Origin of the sequence: Citrobacter sp. RHBSTW-00017 (genome assembly GCF_013797615.1) — a bacterium.
GTDB classification, from domain to species: Bacteria; Pseudomonadota; Gammaproteobacteria; order Enterobacterales; family Enterobacteriaceae; genus Citrobacter; species Citrobacter braakii.
In genome coordinates, this window is record NZ_CP056899.1 from 691,789 (window position 1) to 710,863 (window position 19,075).

A 19,075-nucleotide genomic window follows, 5' to 3' on the forward strand; every position below is an offset into this window, starting at 1 on the left:
CCATGGTTTTTTTAGTATTTTTCATCTAATGGTTGGGAATGCATCTTGCTATTTCCACTATTAATAGCGGAATAGCAACTCAACCGGAGGTACTTTTTACATTAAATGATGATGAGGATTTATGTCGGGAGATCAAGAGTTCCCCATACATGTGTTCCCCGCGAGGGTGGGAAATGCAATTTATGAGATAGTACAACATACTCATGCACCGCTTCCCATGGTTGCAGCAGAGATGCTTGGCGTTATATCTCTTGCTTGTCAGAACAGAATTGATGTTTGTAGATTGAATAATCTGCGTAGCCCTACATCGCTGTTTATTGTGACAATCGCGGAATCTGGGGAACGGAAGAGCACGGTAAGTAAGTTGTTAATGAAGCCCATTTACCAACTAGAGGAACGGCTATTTGACCTATATAAACAAGAAATAATTAAGTGGCGGTATAACGTAAAGATTTTCAAGGCGGAAGAGAAAGCTTTGATGTCAAAACTGAAGTCAGAGATCCGTGGTGGCAAAGATCCAACCATAACACGTGAAAGTCTGAGTATGCTGCAAGATAGTTATCCTGTAGAGCCTGTCAGATATAAGTTGACGTTTAATGATACCACACCAGCGGCGATAAAAGAGTATCTCTGTGGTGACTGGCGATCAGTTGGCATTTTATCAGATGAGGCTGGGACCATATTTAATGGTTATGCATTAAATGAATTGCCGTTTGTAAACAAAATGTGGGATGGCGCAACCTATTCAGTCGAAAGGAAAAACGCACCTGAGAGGTTAATAAAAAATGCCAGATTGACATTATCCCTACAGGTTCAGTCTGTAGTTATCAATAGATATATTGAAAGAAAAGGGGATATAGCAAAAGGGATAGGATTTTTTGCTCGTACACTTATTTGTCGTCCCTTTTCAACACAAGGATATAGACAAATAACTAATCCTGTTGTCTCAAGTGAACATTTGCCTGTGTTCCATGAGCGATTAATGGAGATCGTCAATGAGAGTATCGAAAACAAAGATGAACGTATTTGCCTTCATTTCTCGCCAGAAGCAAGACAGAGATGGATTGCATTTTATAATCAAGTTGAAACAGAAATGCGGTTACTCGGGTTTCTTTCAGACTTTAAAGATTATGCATCTAAAATCGCTGAAAATATGGCAAGGATTGCTGCATTATTACACTATTTTAATGGTGATGAAGGGGATGTATCACTTACCGCTGTTGAAGCTGCTATAGAAATAAGTGCATGGTACGTAGATGAGTATATAAAATTATTTTCCAAACAACAGGAGCTAGATATGGTCAATACAGATGCAGATGAGCTTTATTGGTGGATAAAAGAATATTGCAATCAAAATCTTTTACCATATATGAGGAAGAATACCATACTGCAATATGGGCCTAACCGGTTCAGGGACCGCGGTAAAGTAAATGAATTATTAAGCACTCTTTATTCTCAAGGGAAGATAAAGGCTGCTAAAAAAGGAAAAACTATCTTTATACAGGCGATGGATACCTGGGGGGTTTAATGAAGTAAAAAAATACCATCGATATACTTGCTTGTTCTAACTAATTGCAGAGTTATTTTGGAACTGCCACCGCAGGCAGGTGATAGCTTTTGCCTAAATTTAAATGTTGGAAAGGTAATATATATTTATTTGATAAATCACTCACAACATATCCCTGTGAATAGCAGGGATATTAAAATCAGAGATGTATGATGAAACTTTACCAAGGTACTCATGGCGATCATATTCTCGCTTACAGAGATAAAATTGCTCTGACAGTCAGTAATGCTATCAATCAGTTTCCACGTACTATGGCATTAAGAGCGGATCTTCATTACCCACCTATTTTAGATAATGGTGATACGGTATGCTGTTTTCCTAACCTTGAACCCGGTGCAATATCACGATTTCTGGATTCGATGAAAGCGATTTTGGAAGCACATGAACATCGCAGAAAGTTTGCTGGGATCAGAGTCAATAAGAACGTTGTACGTAATGTCTGGGCAAGAGAATACTCAAAGAATGGCAAATGCCATTTCCACATTTGCTTGTTCTTTAACAAAGATGCTTACTACCATCTGGGGCATCTCAAACATAGTGGTACACTTAGCAATCTGATAGTCAGGGCGTGGTATAGCGCTCTCGGCTTGGAACTTGAAGATTGTCGTGAAATTGTACATTTTCCGGACAATTGCAGGTATGTGCTCAACGTAAACGATCCTGATTTTGACATCATATACAATGAGTTGCTTGAACGACTGGATTACTTGACCAAGCTTGATACGAAGGTATTTGGTGAGGGAGATAGAAGTTTCGGGTGTAGTCGGGGATAATTTTTACTGCAATGGCCTTTCTTATGCGAGAAAGGCCAAATCAAACCAGATAACGTTAATTATTTAACTTATTCACTTACTGCAATCTGCGCTTCGGACAAAAATATAGCATCCAAAATTTTTGTAGATTGTAGTAGCTTGTCAAGAGCTGTTTGCAATGGAAAAAATACTTCATGTTCCACTGGAAACTCACCATGCTCTTTCCAGCACTCAGTGAGTAAATTAGGTTTAATCGTGACAGGTAGGAAATAGTTACCTTTCCCTTGTTCCAATAGCCCTAGTGTCTGCAGTTGCTCACGGTAGGATTGTTGAACATTACTCGCATAACTAGCAATCTTTTTGACTCCACCAAAATACCCGGCATTCAATTTAAACTCAAAACCAAACAGCCCCTGCTCGGTTCCCGTACCCGTCAGGACGGCTAAAATATAATCATTTCCTTCAGTAACAGTCAAACTGTTTTCAAACCAATATTTGCAGTTAACGCCTTCAATGACCCAGGCTGGGTGGGCTAGCCAGCAATAATCCTGATGTTCATAATTTGCTTTACCTACCCAGCTGTTGTCTTTCATAAATCTTTCAACACACTGATCAAAGCTTTTCCAGAAGGCAGGGCTTAAATGCTGTTCAAAATAAACAACAGCTTCGTTAAACATCTTTAGCTGCGAAAGAATCAGTATACCGGCCTGACGTTCCGCATCGCTGTGTAGATTCATGTCTAATCCCTTAAATTAAAATGTACGAATTCGATTAAGAAAGCAAAATGCGGCATGAGCAGCCATTTGACGTGAAGGCGAGTTTTCATTAGCAGAAATGAATTCTTTGTAATGCGGTTGCAACGAAGACTCTAAAGTTATGGCGAGATGTCGCCAGGAAATACAGGGAACATCCTCTGGTTTGAAATCTAAGCCACAGGTCAGCGGTTTTCCGCCATGAGGCGTTAAAAAGATAACGGCCCAAGGACGTGACATTGCGCGTAATCTGGCATCACAACAATATCGGGCAACTTGTTCCGGTTGCTCATAGGCATCAATTTTCACCTCGATAAGCAGGAAAAAGTTATCCGCATCAATTTCTATATCAATACGATTGGTATTATCGCCTGTAGGATTCGTTTCAACTTGTACCCGGCAGTAGTTAAGATAATCTTCAGGGATATCATTCCTGTTGTGTCGTATTGCCCGCAGGAATGCCTGTAAAGGTAGTCTCCCGAAGCCATGAGTTCCCTCGGGATCAAGAAGCCAGGCAAGAACTGCTGTGTTACGAACTTCTTTACGCCCAAGGCCTGCTACTTCCCAGGGATCAAAAGATAAAGAGCGATGCTGAACAACTTTCAGTGGCTCAGAGAGCTGGCTTAAAAACTCAGCTAGCTCTTCTGTATTAATATTGATTGTTCTATTTTTTTCCCTGGTCCACTCAATGTTTTTCGGCCATTGGTGAAAAAATTCCGGTAGCCACTCAACCAGTGAAGAATTGTGATAGTACATTCGATTACTCATTCAGAAGAAGACGTCTTGCTTACACAAGCGGCAATTCAAAACACTTCACCGGTTTCCCATCCTGCATTTCTACCAGTAATCGTGCAGATTGAGGTTGCTCAGCCAACAAACCTTGTTGGAATTGCGCGAACGACAAATGGGCTTCTTCAATAGCCATCTTTTGCTGCATTAACGTAGTAGTCGTCCATTTCCGCAGTAATACTTTATTGGCATTGGTAGTATTGCTCTGTTCCGTCAATGCGCTAATGCCTTGTATCCGCTGGTGAAGCTGACGCTCAACTTTGTCAATAACGCTTTCGAACTGCTGATAGTTATGAACAATAGTTTGTTGGCGGTGCTTGACGAGTGTTGTGTCACCTTCGGCACCATCGGAACATCAATAGACGTCAACGGACGTCTTTTTTTGTGCCTGAAATCCGCGCCACACAAGGCTTTCCGCGATTTTCCTTTCAACAGAAGTCAATCTGAGTCAATCCACATCAAGTCGCTTGTGAGTATAGAACCGAGTATATATGCTGGTTCGATAATGGTTGTATACTCACAGCGGCACATGGAAGGAGAACTTTTATGGCTCTGACAGATATCAAAGTGCGTTCTGCAAAACCGCAGGAAAAGGAGTACACCCTTGTCGATGGGGATGGCATGTTTTTGCTGGTTCATCCTAACGGCTCAAAATACTGGCGGTTCCGCTTTCGCTTTGGTGGTAAGCAGCACTTGATCGCATTTGGTGTTTATCCTGAAACATCATTAGCCGATGCGAGGCAGAAGAGGGAAGAGGCAAGGAGGCTTGTTGCTGCTGGAATCGATCCTCGCGAGCATAAACGTGCTGTGAAAGAAGAACAGGCGAAAGAGGCTATTACCTTTGAGTCTGTTGCCCGAGAGTGGCATGCAACTAACAAGAAATGGTCTGAGGAACACAGCCGACGGGTGCTGAAGAGCCTAGAAGATAATCTGTTTCCAACTATTGGCAAGCGTAGCATTGAAGAGCTGAAGACTCGCGATCTGCTTGCACCTATTAAAGTTGTCGAAGCAACAGGCCGCCTTGAAGTTGCTTCTCGCCTTCAGCAGCGAACCACAGCCATCATGCGGTACGCCGTGCAAAGTGGGTTGATTGATTACAATCCGGCCCAGGGAATGGCTGGGGCTGTAGCTTCAAGTAATCGTGTCCATCGTCCAGCGCTTGAGCTGAAACGCTTATCAGAACTAATCCGCAGAATTGATGGTTACACAGGTCGCCCTATGACTCGTTTGGCCGTCGAACTTACGTTATTGATCTTTATTCGTTCCAGCGAATTGCGCTTTGCTCGGTGGTCTGAGATCGATTTTGAAACATCAATGTGGACGATTCCAGCTGAGCGAGAAACTATTGAAGGGGTAAAACACTCCCAGCGTGGCTCAAAAATGCGTACGCCTCATCTGGTGCCGCTATCTCAACAAGCGTTAGCAATCCTTAAACACGTTCACAAACTTAGTGGCGATCGCGATTTTGTTTTCGTCGGCGATCACGATCCGCGCAAACCCATGAGTGAGAATACGGTGAACAAGGCTTTGCGAGTGATGGGCTATGACACGAAAACAGAAGTGTGTGGGCATGGTTTCAGGACGATGGCGTGTAGTTCTTTGATTGAATCAGGATTGTGGTCGAGGGATGCGGTAGAGCGGCAGATGAGTCACCAAGAACGCAACTCTGTGCGTGCGGCTTATATTCATAAGGCCGAGCATTTGGGGGAGCGCAGGCTAATGCTGCAGTGGTGGGCTGATTATCTGGATGCGAATCGGGAGAAGCAGACTTCACCATTTGATTATTCTAAGATTTACAAACAGTCTTTTGACGATAGATAAATATGAATTATTAAGAGAACCCAAGTCAAAATTTACAGAGATTAGTATAAATAATCAACTGCTGTTTGTTCAGACTTGGGTTGTATAATTAGAAAATAACCCCAGATTGTATTTCTTTAACGAGTTCTCCCACGGAGAATACTTTCCAACCATCGACTTTTACCGGTGTTAAATTTACTGCAATTTTTGAAACCGGCCAGGCAGCTTCTACGGTGGCAATAATTTCATGCTCCGCGTTTTGTAAGTCTAATCCCGGAACTGGTGGCGGGTATCCTTTGTGTTGCATAATGTTTATATCACCATGAATCGATGGATCTGTCAGATCGTAAATATCCTTCCAGGATTCAGCCTTCAAAAGCCCTTGTTGGGAACGTAAGCGTTGAATGATTGCCATGTCAGCCTGAGTGACAAATATTCCTTCGTGCAAAGGTTGCTTTCGATGGCAATCTTTACACAAGACGAGTAGATTTTCAGCTGAGTTATCATATTTAATACCATTTCTGTGGTGAACATCGCATAGACTTTTCATGGACATTAAATTCACACCACAATCACTACATTTGTAGTTAGCTTGTTCTCGAGTAGTTCTGGATATATCCTTCCAATTTTCTACATAGCCGCTATTTGATTTATCATAGATTCCTTTAGGCATATGGCGAAAGCAGGTACTATAATCTGAAAAAAATTCATTCAAAGAAAATGATTTAAATATTACTCTTTTCTGTTGTTTATCTATACTTCCTTTGTAATTAAGGCGTTCTAGGCAGTTCATACAAACTTTAAGAGCGACATCTTGGCTCCGACCGAGCCCATCATCAATTTCAAATAAGCCATCAACACGATTTGTTGCATGATACCGTTCAAATCGATTTTTTTGGCGCATGTCATCTAATGTTCTACACCAGGAAATATGAAATCGCTTCCCTTTCTCTCCATCTTCAATAGCCGCATCATAACGTCCGGTATGGTCTCTAATATACAAAAGAACCTGTCTCCCTTGGTAGGAAATAAGACCACTGCCGGGATCAAGATCTTCAATTCTAACTTCTTTACCTGCAGAAAGTTCGATATCAATTGGATCAAAAACTACAGGCGTTTCGTCAAGGAAAAAATCAACGCCTTCCGGCAACATTTTTCTTCCTAACTGAATAAGTTCAGAAATGTCGATAGATAATTTCATCTCTTACTCCTGAATTATTTTTCTAATCTGCAACTCGGCATTTGTTACAACTTTAAATGTTACTCGGCGAGAGCGATTGGGATCTTCTTTACCAGATTTATCAAGAATAGGGTGTGCGGAAGAATATCCAACGGCAGCAAATTTACTTTTTACCCACTTCTGGTGTGCTGCGCTTTCTTTTAAACCATAGACATACTGCAGTACTGCTCGTGTTCGCCCTTGCGAGAGTTCCATGTTATTAAAATAGGCCATGTCAGAATTGGACGCTCCAGTCCAGTCAGTACTTGTATGTCCCTCAATACGTACTTCAGTAATATGTTCCTGGTAGTTATCAAGAACTTTAAGGTAGCGAGGGAAGAAATTATCAAGGATCTGTTTAAATTTTGGCTTAAGCTCTGTGCTACCTAAACCAAATAAGACATCGGGTGATTTAAAACGGACCTCAAGAGTTTGTTTGTCAATTTCAGCATCCCAAGCTGGCAAATCCTTTGTAAACTCAGTTTCTAGTGCATTATAGAGTTGAAGTTGAGCATTTTCATAGGCGACAGCCACTTCTTTAATTTTTTCTTTTTCAATACGCACATAGTGCATATAGGCGATAGAAATAAACATAAATACCATCATCAGACCTGCCATTAAATCTGACATTGAAACCCAATGTTCATTATCTTGATCTTTTTTAGGGGCCTGCTTGCCAAGGATTTTATCCATTAGCAATTATCCTCGTTTTTGATTAGCAGAAATTAATGTTTGCAATTGTCCCATGACAGCTTGATACTCTTTGAGTAGTCGCTCGTAGTTACCGACAAAACCTTTGCTGATTGAGAGCAGAGCATTCCCTAGTGATTGCATCTCACGATTCATTTCGCGCTCTGTTGCTTGCTCAAAAGCATGTAACTGCTCGTTAATTGAACTACCAAATTTCTCAATTGACTCTTTCACCTGAGATGTCAGTCCCGCGCTTGCTTTATCAAACGAAGATTGCATTGAACCAAACATGTTATCGGCATTGCTGGATAATTGTTGATTAAATTTCTCACCTGTCTTACTGAACATATCAATAACATTAGTAGTGTTTTGTTCCATATTTCGATGCAGTTCTCTTGAGTGTGTTTCCAGAGATTTCAGGAACTCATCACCACTTTGTTTCATCTCCGTAATAGTGTCTCCTAGCGTGCTGGTAAGAGTTTCAGAGGAATTGCTGACATCATGCGCCATTGATGCAAAAGCTTGCTGTGTCTGAGTCACTGATTGTCTGAAACCTTCAGTGCCTTCATCAAGGGCAACTCGCATCGAATCAGCATTGATAAGTATCTGCTGACTGGTTTGTTCAAGAGACGCGCTGACATTCGCGGCACCTAATTTTAAGAGTTCACCCACTTCAGACATTTTTGTTTGAATTTCAGGTAAAACATCAGTTGCCTTATCGCGTATGGCGACAAAGGTTTCCAGATGACGGGAGAGTTCACCAATTTGGTGCTGATTCACTTGCAGCACGTCACGAAGCTCAGCCATCGCAAGAGGAATCTCTTTGCATTCTTCCCAGATCCCTGAGACAGCTTTTCTGGTTTCGACTAAAGATTCAACACTTTGTTGGTATTGCTCACCCATCTGCTCAACTTGGTTTTTATAGTTTTCCTGCCAGTCGACAAGTTTTTTTACAGAAGTATCAAGTGCTTTGAAATTCTCACCGAATTGTTCAGTTAAATTATTGTTGAAATCAATAATAACTTGCCTAAGGGCATCGATAATTTGTTCGGTTGCTCCTTTTGCCATCAGGTCTGCAAATTGCTGTAATTGTTCCCAGAGCTTATTACTGAAATTAGAATGGTTAGATATTTGTGCCCGGGAGGCATCACTGATTTCATTACGCAGTAGTTTTATTTGGGCAACAATGGAACCCTCTTCGCTACCACTCATGCCAGAGATTAACTTCACTAAATGTTTATTTTGTTCTTTTAATTCTTGATGGATATGCTCAGGAGTAACCGACGCTGGAGTATTCGCCTCCAATAGGCGACGTTTATTGGCAAAAAAGAAAGCATCTAATCCATTAAACAAAATTGCGAAAAACATTCCAACAATACTGGTAATGAATGCTGTTTTAAGACCTCCTAATAATACAGGGATACTGGTATCAATGCTTTCAGTATTAAAATTAAGCAATCCAATAATGATACCGATAAAAGTACCCAGTATGCCTAATGCTCCCATTAATGTTGGAGCATACTCTCGGAATTTGTTATGAATATTTTTATGATCACACCACCAAGCAGCACAAAATACAAAGATAACAGCCCAAATAAAAATGTTTGTGACGAGTGTGGAATCAATTGATTGAAACAAATGTTCAAAAAGCTGAGCTAACATTGTTATTCCTGTAATAATCACAGTTAGTAATGCTGGTGTAAAAATTGTATGTACACCTTGTAAAATATATGGCCTTTAAGCCAGTGAATCTTCGTTGATTGTATCAACTTTCGCCAAGATATACATGATTTCTATCATATTTGGTTGGTCTCAGGCGTTGAGCGGCTTTGTTGAATAAATCGAACTTTTGCTGAGTTGAAGGATCAGATCACGCATCCTCCCGACAACACAGACCATTCCGTGGCAAAGCAAAAGTTCAGAATCACCAACTGGTCCACCTACAACAAAGCTCTCATCAACCGTGGCTCCCTCACTTTATGGCTGGATGATGAGGCGATTCAGGCCTGGTATGAGTCGGCAACGCCTTCATCACGAGGAAGGCCCCAGCGCTATTCTGATCTCGCCATCACCACCGTTCTGGTGATTAAACGCGTATTCCGGCTGACCCTGCGGGCTGCGCAGGGTTTTATTGATTCCATTTTTGCCCTGATGAACGTTCCGTTGCGCTGCCCGGATTACACCAGTGTCAGTAAGCGGGCAAAGTCGGTTAATGTCAGTTTCAAAACGTCCACCCGGGGTGAAATCGCACACCTGGTGATTGATTCCACCGGGCTGAAGGTCTTTGGTGAAGGCGAATGGAAAGTCAGAAAGCACGGCAAAGAGCGCCGTCGTATCTGGCGAAAGTTGCATCTTGCTGTTGACAGCAACACACATGAAGTTGTCTGTGCAGACCTGTCGCTGAATAACGTCACGGACTCAGAAGCCTTCCCGGGCCTTATCCGGCAGACTCACAGAAAAATCAGGGCAGCCGCGGCAGACGGGGCTTACGATACCCGGCTCTGTCACGATGAACTGCGCCGCAAAAAAATCAGCGCGCTTATTCCTCCCCGAAAAGGAGCAGGTTACTGGCCCGGTGAGTACGCAGACCGCAACCGTGCCGTTGCTAATCAGCGGCTGAGCGGAAGCAATGCACGGTGGAAATGGACAACGGAATATAACCGTCGCTCGATAGCGGAAACGGCAATGTACAGAATGAAGCAGTTGTTGGGAGATTCACTGACGCTGCGTGACTACGATGGTCAGGTAGCGGAAGCTATGGCCATGGTGCGTGCGTTGAACAGGATGACAAAGGCTGGGATGCCAGAAAGCGTGCGTATTGCCTGAAAATCCAGCCAGCTACAGGGTCGTTCGCACGAAATCTTATTTATTCATAGATGGTCGCCTCCTGTTTGCCAAGCTAAATATGTTGTGGTGGCTTTACTGGTCATCGATTGCAGCCATAGATCCGGACTTTGCCGAGGTGATGTAAAATACCTCTGTCCCTGATGGAATACGCTGATGGAGGCCTCTATCAACAAAGCGCTCTTTCAGGAGCCTTGAATAAACCGGGTTTTCCCCATCGCGGTCTGACCTGTCTTGCCATCACTTCATGCTTGCCTGGGCAATCGGTGGTGTTGTTTCTGTCTTACTGATTAAGCAACTTAAGCGCTTATTATTGGTGCACAATACTCCCGCTCTTTGGCCAGGAGCGCCCACACAGTCCGCGCATTCTTGTTAGCCAATGCTACCGAGGCAATGTTGTTATTCCGGCGCGCCATTAGCTGGTTAGCCCAGCTCGATACGGCATCCTGTTTATGTTTGGCCGACTGCAATACCGCCCTGGCACCATGGATAAGCAAGGTCCTCAAATAGGTATCACCTCGCTTGCTTATCCCGAGCAGGACTTGTTTACCCCCACTGGAGTGCTGACGTGGAACCAATCCGAGCCAGGCAGCCAGTTGTCGGCCATTCTCGAAATTGTTGGCTTTACCAATGGTCGCAATCAGCGCGCTGGCGGTAACAGGGCCAATACCAGGGATCTTGCCGATACGCTGGCAGAGAGCATTTTGCCGATAGCACTGCTCAATCTGCTTGTCGAGTGTAGCGATGACATCGAACAGGTACGCCATGTGGTGCTGTAGTAGACTCAGCTGTGTACGAAACAGGACGGGTAACGGGTTATCCGCATCTTCCACGAGCTCAGGTAATCGTCGCTGTAGCTGCTGGATACCTCGGGGGACGACAATGCCAAATTCGGCCAATAACCCCCTGATTTGATTGGCTTGTGCGGTTCGCTGTTTGATGAAGCTCTGACGACTCCGGTGAAGTGCCAATACGGCTTGCTGCTCAGCGGTTTTGACCGGCACGAACCGCATGTTAGGTCGAGTGACGGCTTCACAAATAGCTTCAGCGTCTGCAGCATCATGCTTATTGGTTTTAACATAGGGTTTGACGAACTGAGGGGCCATCAGTTTGACATTATGGCCCATCGATATCAGTTTATTGGCCCAGAAATGAGCAGATGCACAGGCCTCCATGCCGATCAAACAGGGTGGGATGTTGGCAAAAAAGGAGGCCATTTGTGCCCGTCTGAGTTGTTTGTTGAACAACCGTTTTCCGTGCTCGTCAACCCCATGGATCTGGAAAACGTTTTTTGCCAAATCGATTCCAATAGTTTTAACGTTCATGATAGCAGCGCTCCGTTCAATGAGTGACGATTTATCGTCCCACTGTGGCACAAGAGATGGGAGGCGACCATTCCATTAACAAAGCCCCATTGCTGTGAACATTATGCCGGTGCGGCTGACAAAATATGTCAGTACAGAATTCGGCATAAAAATTTGTCTTAGGTTATAACGGCCAGAATTGGGATAAACATTAGGGATTTTTACAGCGGCGGGATAAAAGCGCGGTAGAGATCGGATCCGCCGGGGCAATTTCCCCGGCGTGGAGATGAATTAGCGTTCGAGCTCGGAATCGGCAAGCGGTGTCGTCAGGGGAATTTCTGTCGGGATGTTCAGCCAGTCGGACTTGCCGTAAAAGACGGCGTTGATCTGCGTTTGATAGAGCAGGTGGGTACGAAAACGCTGGAACAGTTTTGCATCGGGAGCAAAATCCGCCTGCCAGAACTGGTTCAGCGGCCCCTGCCAGGTTAACCCTTCGATGTCGTACAGCGCTTTGCCCATCACCTTGAGCGGCTTGTTATGGATCAGCGCCGACAGGCCGGCGGTGCTGTTCACGGTGATGACGCCCCGGGTGTGGGTCAGCAGGGCGGGCAGGGAGAGATCGTGGACATAGAGCACCCGGCCGCTGATGGCATACTTTTCGGTCAGCTTGTTAATCAGGATGCCGTAAAAACGGTGACCACGATCCATCGGGTGATGCTTGAACACCAGATAGCGCTCTTTCGACGCATGGCGGGCAAAGGAGCGGATCACGGTTTCAATATAGTCACGCACGTCTTTATACGGGCTGTGATGAATAATCTGGCTGTCGTTGTAGACCTGCAAAATCGCCAGGTAGTACTGGTTATCCAGTTTTTCAGTGATATGGCTCAGCATGTGGCGCTGCTGCCAGCGATACCACAGCTTACGGCGACCGGCACGGAACCAGCAGCGCATCTCATACCACGGGGAGAACGACTTGTGGTGGCGGTAGCCCCGGTAGCGATGGCGACCAAACCAGCCCGCCGCATAGTAGAGCATGGCATGGGCGGCACGGTTAAAGGAACTCGGTTTCCACGGCGTTGGGGTTTTCAGCTCCGGCAGCGGCTGCTCGCGATAATACTTCGCATCAATGGGCATCGAGGAGAAGGCATTCACGCCCCCTTTTTCCAGGGTGATGTAGAAGGGACGGAAATAGCCCTCTTCAAACGCCAGAAAATCGATGGATTTGCTGCGCGCCCACTTCTTCGCTTCGATATGCATCGGGCGACAGTCACCAAAACAGACGATGGTGTCGAAGGGGTAGGTTTTATGTAACTCGCGTAGCCAGAAGGCAAAATTTTTTACTGAGCCTGTGTAGTGCAGCGCGGTCTCTTTCGCGGCGTACCATGAGTCCCCGGCATTAAAGCAGACCTGCTTCACTTCACGATTGCTGCTCTGCAACCAGCTTGCCAGACGTGAAAAGCAGGGGCCCATTGGTCCTTGTAATAAAAGATATCGGCGGCCATTCAGCAGATGGCGGATAGCTTGCTCTTCCATTTTTTTTCCCAGATCGGTTCCGTTGATGAGACAGGTGAGTTAACGGCTTGATGACCGTTTTTCTTTAATAAATCGGGATAAATAGGGTGCTAACGAAATGTTTGTGCCAGATAGCTCAGCTTGATCTGCCAGCGTTGCCAGCGGCTGGCCTTCTGCGATGAGGAGTTTCCCTGCGCTGCCAGCTGGCGGATCAGTTGTTCCGGGCTCATCCACAGGCCGCTCTGCCAGTCGATATAGCGCGGATAGGCGACCAGCGTCAGGTAAACCAGTGCCGCCAGCGGCAGGGTGCGCTGACGGCGCTCCGCCGGGTGGATATCTTCGGTCAGCCCCCAGCCGCTGTAGAACGGCTGGCCCCATGTGGTGACCTTCACTCCCTGCACCAGCGCTTCGAACCCGCTGAGGGAAGTCATGGTATGCAGCTCATCCACATGGGGATAGAGACTGGTGAGGCCGAGATCCAGCACCTGGCTGTCAACGCAGCGCGCCAGGCATTCGGCCGAGATGGCACCGGCCCGGTTTCCCGCCACCACGTCCGGATGCGGTTTAAACAGGATATGCGCTTCTGGCCGGGCGGCACGCACGGCCCACAGCAGCTGTTCATTGCTGCGAATGACCGGACTGCCGGTGAGGATTGAGGCATCGCCATCGACCTGGCCCACCACCAGCACCAGCGTTCGCCCGTCGGCCGGCGGCGTGAACGGCTGCACGGTGCCGACGTTATACTTGCTGACCCCATGCTGGCGGAGCAGATCCACCAGCGCGGCGCCGCGTCCCAGCGCCTGTTCGCTGAGCTGCTGCTGGTTGAGCAACTGCTCCAGCCCGCTCGGACGGCGGCTGTCGAAGTAGATCCCCACCGGGTCGATGGAGAGCGAGGAAGGGCGGCACAGGTTCGAGCCCAGTCCCCGGGAACGGATAAAACCATCCTCCACCCGAATTGCGTTTGCCAGTTCGGGATAACGACTGCCCCACACCAGCACCTGCTCGTCAGCGGCTAGCCGTTTGGGCGGGGTGCGCACAAAGCGCAGCTCCTCAGCCAGCGGCTGACAGAAGGCGCGCATAAAGGCGCGTTTCCACAGCGAGAAGCCCACCATATACAGACGGCGATAGCGCGGGGCAGGATTCAGCTGATCCGCAATGATCTCAAGCACCTGCTCCACTTCGCAGCGCTGGCCCAGCACCGGATCCAGATAGCGGGGATAGAGGATCAGCGCCGCTGCCACCAGCTGCGGCAGGCTGACCTGCGCCTGGCGACGCGGGCAGGATTTGCTGTCATGGGTCAATCCCCAGCCGGCGTAAAACGGCATGCCGAAGCACCAGACCGCTTTGCCCAGCAGCAGGGCTTCAAACCCCATCTGCGAGGAGACGGTATAGACCGCTTCCACCACATTCAACAGGGCATGGGGATGGCAGTGATCGGTGATCCTTTCCACGTCATCCAGCTGCATCTGCGCCAGCACGCCGCGCTTCTTGCCCAGCCGGGTATCCGGGTGGGTGCGCAGCAGCAGACGGGCGCCAGGGTGGTTACGCCGCGCCGCCGCGACCATCGCCTCAAAATCCTCAGTGGCTGCGAGCGCGCCGGGAATGGAGAGATCTCCCGCCACCTGGTCAATCAGCAGCACCTTAGGGCGAGGATCGTTGTGCAGGCGGGCTGCCAGCGCATCGGGTAACCCGCTGTCTGCGGCGTAACAGTTGTACTTGGTGATGCCCAGGCGCAGCAGTTCGCGGGTCAGCGCTTCCGCCCGCGCCACCATTCTGGCATCGCAGGGCGTAGCGATCAGCTGCTCAAGGCGGCTGGGCTGGCGAGCGTCATAGTAAATTCCCACAGGATCGGCGATCAGGGAGACGGCCTTCCCCCCTCTGGCGGGGTGGCCAATATACCCGATAAAGCCATCTTCCAGCTGCCAGTACGGCAGCCCGCGTTCATGGGCTTTCTGTTTGATCTGTCGGGTATTGGCTTTCTGGCCCCAGCCGACCAGGACATCGTCCTGCGCCAGCTGCATGCTGGCCTTGAAGGCGTGTAACGGGCGACCAAGCATCGGCTCGATCTGTGCTTTTCGGGCCAGGATCCCGGCTGAACCTGTGTAAAATTTCATTCGCGCTCTGTGCATCAGAAAACGCCCCGCGTCACTGCGGGGCGTGGGACTCAGAAGTACTCTGCGTCAGGGAAGGATTTGGCAACGCTGTCTTTGGCAGAGGTGAGGATTTCGGTATCAATGGTAGGCCAGGTAATGCCGATGGTCTCATCGTTCCAGCGGATACCGCGATCGCTCTCTGGCGCATAGTAGTTGGTGGTTTTGTACAGGAATTCTGCGGTGTCGCTCAGGGTCATAAAGCCGTGGGCGAAACCTTCCGGAATCCACAGCTGGCGCTTGTTTTCGCCAGACAGGTGCACGCCCACCCACTGACCAAAGGTCGGGGAGCTTTTACGGATATCCACCGCCACGTCGAACACTTCACCGGCCACGCAACGCACCAGTTTGCCCTGCGCATGCGGTGCCAGCTGGTAGTGCAGGCCACGTAATACGCCCTTAGAGGACTTGGAGTGGTTGTCCTGGACGAAGTTTACGCTGCGGCCAATAGCCGCTTCGAACTGCTGGTGGTTGAAGCTTTCGAAGAAGAAACCACGGTCATCGCCAAACACTTTTGGCTCAAAGATGAAGACGTCGGGAATGGCGGTCTGAATTACGTTCATGATTACGGCCTGATTCATAAATGGGGCTTAACGCCCCAGGAGTTAATGATGACTACTTGAGCATTTTCAGCAGATATTGCCCGTAAGCATTCTTCGCCAGCGGCGCGGCTAATTTGCGCACCTGGTCGGCATCGATAAACTTCAGACGGTAGGCAATCTCTTCAGGACAGGCCACTTTCAGCCCCTGACGGGTTTCGATGGTCTGGATGAAGTTGCTGGCCTCAATCAGGCTCTCATGGGTGCCGGTATCAAGCCAGGCATAACCGCGGCCCATCATGGCGACGGACAGATCGCCTTGCTCAAGGTAGATACGGTTCACGTCGGTGATTTCCAGCTCGCCGCGCGGCGACGGCTTCAGGCTTTTGGCAATCTCAACCACGCGGTTGTCATAGAAGTAGAGGCCGGTTACCGCATAGTTGCTCTTCGGTTCCAGCGGCTTCTCTTCCAGAGAGATTGCGGTGCCTTCATGGTCAAATTCCACCACGCCATAACGCTCAGGATCGTGTACATGATAGGCAAAGACGGTGGCGCCCGCAGGTTTGGCTGCGGCGGCTTCCAGTTGTTTCTGCAGATCGTGGCCGTAGAAGATGTTATCGCCCAGCACCAGCGCGCAATCGTCGCCGCCGATAAACTCTTCGCCGAGGATAAAGGCCTGGGCCAGACCGTCCGGGCTTGGCTGCACTTTATACTGCAGATTCAGGCCCCACTGGCTGCCGTCACCCAGCAGTTGCTCGAAGCGCGGCGTATCCTGCGGGGTGCTGATGATCAGGATATCGCGGATACCAGCCAGCATCAGGGTGCTCAGCGGGTAGTAGATCATCGGTTTGTCGTAGATTGGCAGCAGCTGTTTGCTCACCGCCATGGTGACCGGATAGAGACGAGTCCCTGACCCACCGGCCAGAATAATACCTTTACGCTTGTTCATAATCCTTCAATTCTTCTGTTTTGCTGTAGAGGGGGCAACGCCCTCACTACCATCTGTTTGATTGCTGTAAAGGGAAGCTAAAAAAGCCGCTCCCTGACAAAGGTCCGTGTCGCTAAAACAAGGCACGCATAGCATACCTTGATGCGTTTACTTTCCAAGAATTTCAGCCAGCATGCGATCAACGCCGATCGTCCAGTCCGGCAGCGTCATCCCGAAGGTGCGCTGGAACTTGCTGGTATCGAGGCGTGAGTTATGTGGACGCTTAGCCGGGGTCGGGAAGGCGCTGGTCGGAACCGCGTTCACCTGAGTGACAGCCAGCTCAACGCCCGCCGCGCGAGCGGTCGCGAATACCCGCTGGGCATAGTCGAACCAGGTGGTAGTGCCTGAGGCGATCAGGTGATAAAGCCCGGCAACGTCGGGTTTATCCTGCGCGATACGGATCGCATGGGCCGTGCAGTCGGCCAGCAGCTCTGCGCCGGTCGGTGCACCAAACTGATCGTTGATGACCGACATCTCGCTGCGCTCTTTACCAAAACGCAGCATGGTTTTGGCGAAGTTGGCGCCACGGGCAGCATAGACCCAGCTGGTGCGGAAGATCAGATGACGGGAGCAGAGCGCGGCTGCCTGTTCGCCCGCCAGCTTGGTTTCGCCGTAGACGTTCAGCGGCGCGGTCTGGTCTGTCTCTACCCAGGGTTTTTCACCGCTGCCGTTGAAGACATAGTCGGTGGAGTAGTGCACCAGCCAGGCGCCCAGCGCCTCGGCTTCTTTAGCGATGGCGGCAACGCTGGTGGCGTTGAGCAGCTCGGCGAAGTCACGCTCGCTCTCGGCTTTATCCACTGCGGTATGCGCGGCGGCGTTGACGATCACGTCCGGCTTCAGCAGACGCACGGTCTCGGCCACGCCTTCCGGGTTGCTGAAGTCACCGCAGTAATCGGTAGAGTCAAAATCCACCGCCGTAATACGACCCAGCGGCAGCAGCGCGCGCTGCAGTTCCCAGCCTACCTGGCCATTTTTGCCGAACAGCAGAATATGCATCAGTTACGCTCCTGATAGTTCTTCGCGATCCAGTCCTGATAACTGCCGCTTTTCACGTTGTTGACCCACTGCTGGTTATCCAGATACCACTGCACGGTTTTACGGATGCCGGACTCGAATGTCTCCTGCGGCTGCCAGTTCAGCTCGTGGCTCATTTTGCTGGCATCGATGGCGTAGCGGCGGTCGTGGCCCGGGCGGTCAGTCACGTAGGTGATCTGGTCGCGGTAAGAACCGGTTTTCGGCACCATCTCGTCGAGCAGGTCGCAGATGGTGTGCACCACGTCCAGGTTCTGCTTCTCGTTGTGGCCGCCGATGTTGTAGGTCTCGCCCACCACGCCGGTGGTCACTACGGTGTAGAGCGCACGGGCGTGATCTTCAACGTAGAGCCAGTCGCGGATCTGATCGCCTTTGCCGTAGATCGGCAGCGCTTTGCCATCCAGCGCATTGAGGATCACCAGCGGGATCAGCTTCTCAGGGAAGTGATACGGGCCGTAGTTGTTAGAGCAGTTGGTGACGATGGTCGGCAGGCCATAGGTACGACGCCATGCGCGCACCAGGTGATCGCTGGAGGCTTTTGACGCGGAGTACGGGCTGCTTGGCGCGTACGGGGTGGTTTCGGTAAACAGCGGTAACGCTGTACCTGCGCTCACTTCATCCGGGTGCGGCAGATCGCCATACACTTCGTCGGTGGAGATGTGGTGGAAACGGAACGCCTGCTTGCGGGCTTCATCCAGCTCGCTCCAGTATGCGCGGGCCGCTTCGAGCAGCGTATAGGTACCGACGATATTGGTTTCGATAAAATCGGCCGGGCCGGTAATGGAGCGATCCACGTGGCTTTCAGCGGCCAGATGCATCACCGCATCCGGCTGGTGGGTGGCGAAGACCCGATCCAGCTCCGCGCGATTACAGATATCCACCTGCTCAAAGGCGTAGCGGTCACTTGCGGCTACGTCAGCCAGCGATTCGAGGTTGCCCGCATAGGTGAGCTTATCAAGGTTGATCACCGCATCCTGGGTATCACGGATGATATGGCGAACAACAGCAGAACCGATAAAACCGGCTCCACCGGTTACAAGGATTTTCATAAGCGTTTTTACTTTTTCTATTGGATGAAATGTTCACTAAAACACAGCCTCTGCTATCCGTTCAGGCTGTGTTTTAGCGGCAGGC

17 protein-coding genes are annotated in these 19,075 nt (G+C 49.0%); 4 read left to right on the plus strand and 13 right to left on the minus strand.

Annotated elements, in window-relative coordinates:
* The first annotated feature begins 121 nt into the window (after window positions 1-121).
* Together HV037_RS03335 and HV037_RS03340 are read left to right on the plus strand one after the other, a co-directional pair.
* Window positions 122-1,528, plus strand: a complete 1,407-nt coding sequence (locus tag HV037_RS03335) for a YfjI family protein (RefSeq protein WP_129622483.1) — start codon at window positions 122-124, stop codon at window positions 1,526-1,528.
* A gap of 191 nt (window positions 1,529-1,719) precedes the next feature.
* A complete protein-coding gene (locus HV037_RS03340) occupies window positions 1,720-2,340 on the plus strand; it encodes an inovirus Gp2 family protein (protein WP_025798974.1) in 621 nt (206 codons plus the stop codon).
* A gap of 68 nt (window positions 2,341-2,408) precedes the next feature.
* Here the strand turns inward: HV037_RS03340 and HV037_RS03345 are convergent, their stop codons facing one another.
* From HV037_RS03345 to HV037_RS24495, 3 genes are read right to left on the minus strand one after another with little or no spacing between them, the layout of a single operon-like run.
* Window positions 2,409-3,056 (minus strand): hypothetical protein, encoded by a 648-nt coding sequence (locus tag HV037_RS03345; RefSeq protein WP_181545570.1) that lies wholly within the window; start codon window positions 3,054-3,056, stop codon window positions 2,409-2,411.
* A 15-nt stretch (window positions 3,057-3,071) separates the two neighbouring features.
* Window positions 3,072-3,827: a PD-(D/E)XK nuclease family protein gene (locus HV037_RS03350; protein ID WP_129622481.1), complete on the minus strand. Its 756-nt coding sequence runs from the start codon at window positions 3,825-3,827 to the stop codon at window positions 3,072-3,074.
* Window positions 3,828-3,858: 31 nt separating this feature from the next.
* Window positions 3,859-3,996: a hypothetical protein gene (locus tag HV037_RS24495; protein ID WP_220419605.1), complete on the minus strand. Its 138-nt coding sequence runs from the start codon at window positions 3,994-3,996 to the stop codon at window positions 3,859-3,861.
* Window positions 3,997-4,406: 410 nt separating this feature from the next.
* Between HV037_RS24495 and HV037_RS03360 the strand changes: the two genes are divergently transcribed.
* On the plus strand, window positions 4,407-5,681 hold the full coding sequence (locus tag HV037_RS03360) for an integrase arm-type DNA-binding domain-containing protein (RefSeq protein ID WP_181545571.1): 1,275 nt from the start codon (window positions 4,407-4,409) through the stop codon (window positions 5,679-5,681).
* Between the two features lie 88 nt (window positions 5,682-5,769).
* On the opposite strand, the gene zorE is transcribed toward HV037_RS03360, so the two are convergent.
* From zorE to zorA2, 3 genes are read right to left on the minus strand one after another with little or no spacing between them, the layout of a single operon-like run.
* The gene (zorE, locus tag HV037_RS03365; RefSeq protein WP_181545572.1) at window positions 5,770-6,861 is read right to left on the minus strand and encodes a type II Zorya anti-phage system protein ZorE; all 1,092 of its coding nucleotides are present in this window, start codon (window positions 6,859-6,861) and stop codon (window positions 5,770-5,772) included.
* 3 nt (window positions 6,862-6,864) lie between these two features.
* The gene (gene zorB2 / locus HV037_RS03370) at window positions 6,865-7,572 is read right to left on the minus strand and encodes a type II Zorya anti-phage system protein ZorB2 (protein WP_023343022.1); all 708 of its coding nucleotides are present in this window, start codon (window positions 7,570-7,572) and stop codon (window positions 6,865-6,867) included.
* A 6-nt stretch (window positions 7,573-7,578) separates the two neighbouring features.
* Complete coding sequence (gene zorA2 / locus HV037_RS03375) at window positions 7,579-9,231, minus strand: type II Zorya anti-phage system protein ZorA2 (protein ID WP_181545573.1); 1,653 nt, start codon at window positions 9,229-9,231, stop codon at window positions 7,579-7,581.
* Window positions 9,232-9,471: 240 nt separating this feature from the next.
* Here zorA2 and HV037_RS03380 point away from each other — a divergent pair, with 240 nt between their 5' ends.
* The gene (locus HV037_RS03380) at window positions 9,472-10,395 is read left to right on the plus strand and encodes an IS5 family transposase (RefSeq protein ID WP_148361448.1); all 924 of its coding nucleotides are present in this window, start codon (window positions 9,472-9,474) and stop codon (window positions 10,393-10,395) included.
* A gap of 317 nt (window positions 10,396-10,712) precedes the next feature.
* Here HV037_RS03380 and HV037_RS03385 read toward each other — a convergent pair whose 3' ends face one another.
* From HV037_RS03385 to rfbB, 7 genes are all read right to left on the minus strand, one after another.
* Window positions 10,713-11,738, minus strand: a complete 1,026-nt coding sequence (locus HV037_RS03385; RefSeq protein WP_001101446.1) for an IS110 family transposase — start codon at window positions 11,736-11,738, stop codon at window positions 10,713-10,715.
* A gap of 270 nt (window positions 11,739-12,008) precedes the next feature.
* The gene (locus HV037_RS03390; protein WP_181545574.1) at window positions 12,009-13,253 is read right to left on the minus strand and encodes a capsular biosynthesis protein; all 1,245 of its coding nucleotides are present in this window, start codon (window positions 13,251-13,253) and stop codon (window positions 12,009-12,011) included.
* Window positions 13,254-13,342: 89 nt separating this feature from the next.
* Window positions 13,343-15,346, minus strand: a complete 2,004-nt coding sequence (locus tag HV037_RS03395; RefSeq protein WP_181545575.1) for a capsular polysaccharide biosynthesis protein — start codon at window positions 15,344-15,346, stop codon at window positions 13,343-13,345.
* Between the two features lie 50 nt (window positions 15,347-15,396).
* The gene (rfbC, locus tag HV037_RS03400; RefSeq protein WP_059309150.1) at window positions 15,397-15,945 is read right to left on the minus strand and encodes a dTDP-4-dehydrorhamnose 3,5-epimerase; all 549 of its coding nucleotides are present in this window, start codon (window positions 15,943-15,945) and stop codon (window positions 15,397-15,399) included.
* A gap of 52 nt (window positions 15,946-15,997) precedes the next feature.
* Window positions 15,998-16,870 (minus strand): glucose-1-phosphate thymidylyltransferase RfbA, encoded by an 873-nt coding sequence (gene rfbA, locus HV037_RS03405; protein WP_059308801.1) that lies wholly within the window; start codon window positions 16,868-16,870, stop codon window positions 15,998-16,000.
* Between the two features lie 147 nt (window positions 16,871-17,017).
* Entirely contained in the window at window positions 17,018-17,905 is an 888-nt protein-coding gene (rfbD, locus tag HV037_RS03410; protein WP_059308800.1) for a dTDP-4-dehydrorhamnose reductase, read from the minus strand.
* On the minus strand, window positions 17,905-18,990 hold the full coding sequence (gene rfbB / locus HV037_RS03415; RefSeq protein ID WP_016236890.1) for a dTDP-glucose 4,6-dehydratase: 1,086 nt from the start codon (window positions 18,988-18,990) through the stop codon (window positions 17,905-17,907). Before rfbB ends, rfbD begins: the two co-directional genes overlap by 1 nt.
* Window positions 18,991-19,075 lie beyond the last annotated feature (85 nt).

Excerpts from the sequence above, each read along its gene's own strand:
- HV037_RS03335 (WP_129622483.1), top strand. The coding sequence starts at position 122 with ATGTCGGGAGATCAAGAGTTCCCCATACATGTGTTCCCCGCGAGGGTG.
- HV037_RS03340 (WP_025798974.1), top strand. The coding sequence starts at position 1,720 with ATGAAACTTTACCAAGGTACTCATGGCGATCATATTCTCGCTTACAGA.
- HV037_RS03345 (WP_181545570.1), bottom strand. The coding sequence starts at position 3,056 with ATGAATCTACACAGCGATGCGGAACGTCAGGCCGGTATACTGATTCTT.
- HV037_RS03350 (WP_129622481.1), bottom strand. The coding sequence starts at position 3,827 with ATGTACTATCACAATTCTTCACTGGTTGAGTGGCTACCGGAATTTTTT.
- HV037_RS24495 (WP_220419605.1), bottom strand. The coding sequence starts at position 3,996 with ATGGCTATTGAAGAAGCCCATTTGTCGTTCGCGCAATTCCAACAAGGT.
- HV037_RS03360 (WP_181545571.1), top strand. The coding sequence starts at position 4,407 with ATGGCTCTGACAGATATCAAAGTGCGTTCTGCAAAACCGCAGGAAAAG.
- zorE (WP_181545572.1), bottom strand. The coding sequence starts at position 6,861 with ATGAAATTATCTATCGACATTTCTGAACTTATTCAGTTAGGAAGAAAA.
- zorB2 (WP_023343022.1), bottom strand. The coding sequence starts at position 7,572 with ATGGATAAAATCCTTGGCAAGCAGGCCCCTAAAAAAGATCAAGATAAT.
- zorA2 (WP_181545573.1), bottom strand. The coding sequence starts at position 9,231 with ATGTTAGCTCAGCTTTTTGAACATTTGTTTCAATCAATTGATTCCACA.
- HV037_RS03385 (WP_001101446.1), bottom strand. The coding sequence starts at position 11,738 with ATGAACGTTAAAACTATTGGAATCGATTTGGCAAAAAACGTTTTCCAG.
- HV037_RS03390 (WP_181545574.1), bottom strand. The coding sequence starts at position 13,253 with ATGGAAGAGCAAGCTATCCGCCATCTGCTGAATGGCCGCCGATATCTT.
- HV037_RS03395 (WP_181545575.1), bottom strand. The coding sequence starts at position 15,346 with ATGAAATTTTACACAGGTTCAGCCGGGATCCTGGCCCGAAAAGCACAG.
- rfbC (WP_059309150.1), bottom strand. The coding sequence starts at position 15,945 with ATGAACGTAATTCAGACCGCCATTCCCGACGTCTTCATCTTTGAGCCA.
- rfbA (WP_059308801.1), bottom strand. The coding sequence starts at position 16,870 with ATGAACAAGCGTAAAGGTATTATTCTGGCCGGTGGGTCAGGGACTCGT.
- rfbD (WP_059308800.1), bottom strand. The coding sequence starts at position 17,905 with ATGCATATTCTGCTGTTCGGCAAAAATGGCCAGGTAGGCTGGGAACTG.
- rfbB (WP_016236890.1), bottom strand. The coding sequence starts at position 18,990 with ATGAAAATCCTTGTAACCGGTGGAGCCGGTTTTATCGGTTCTGCTGTT.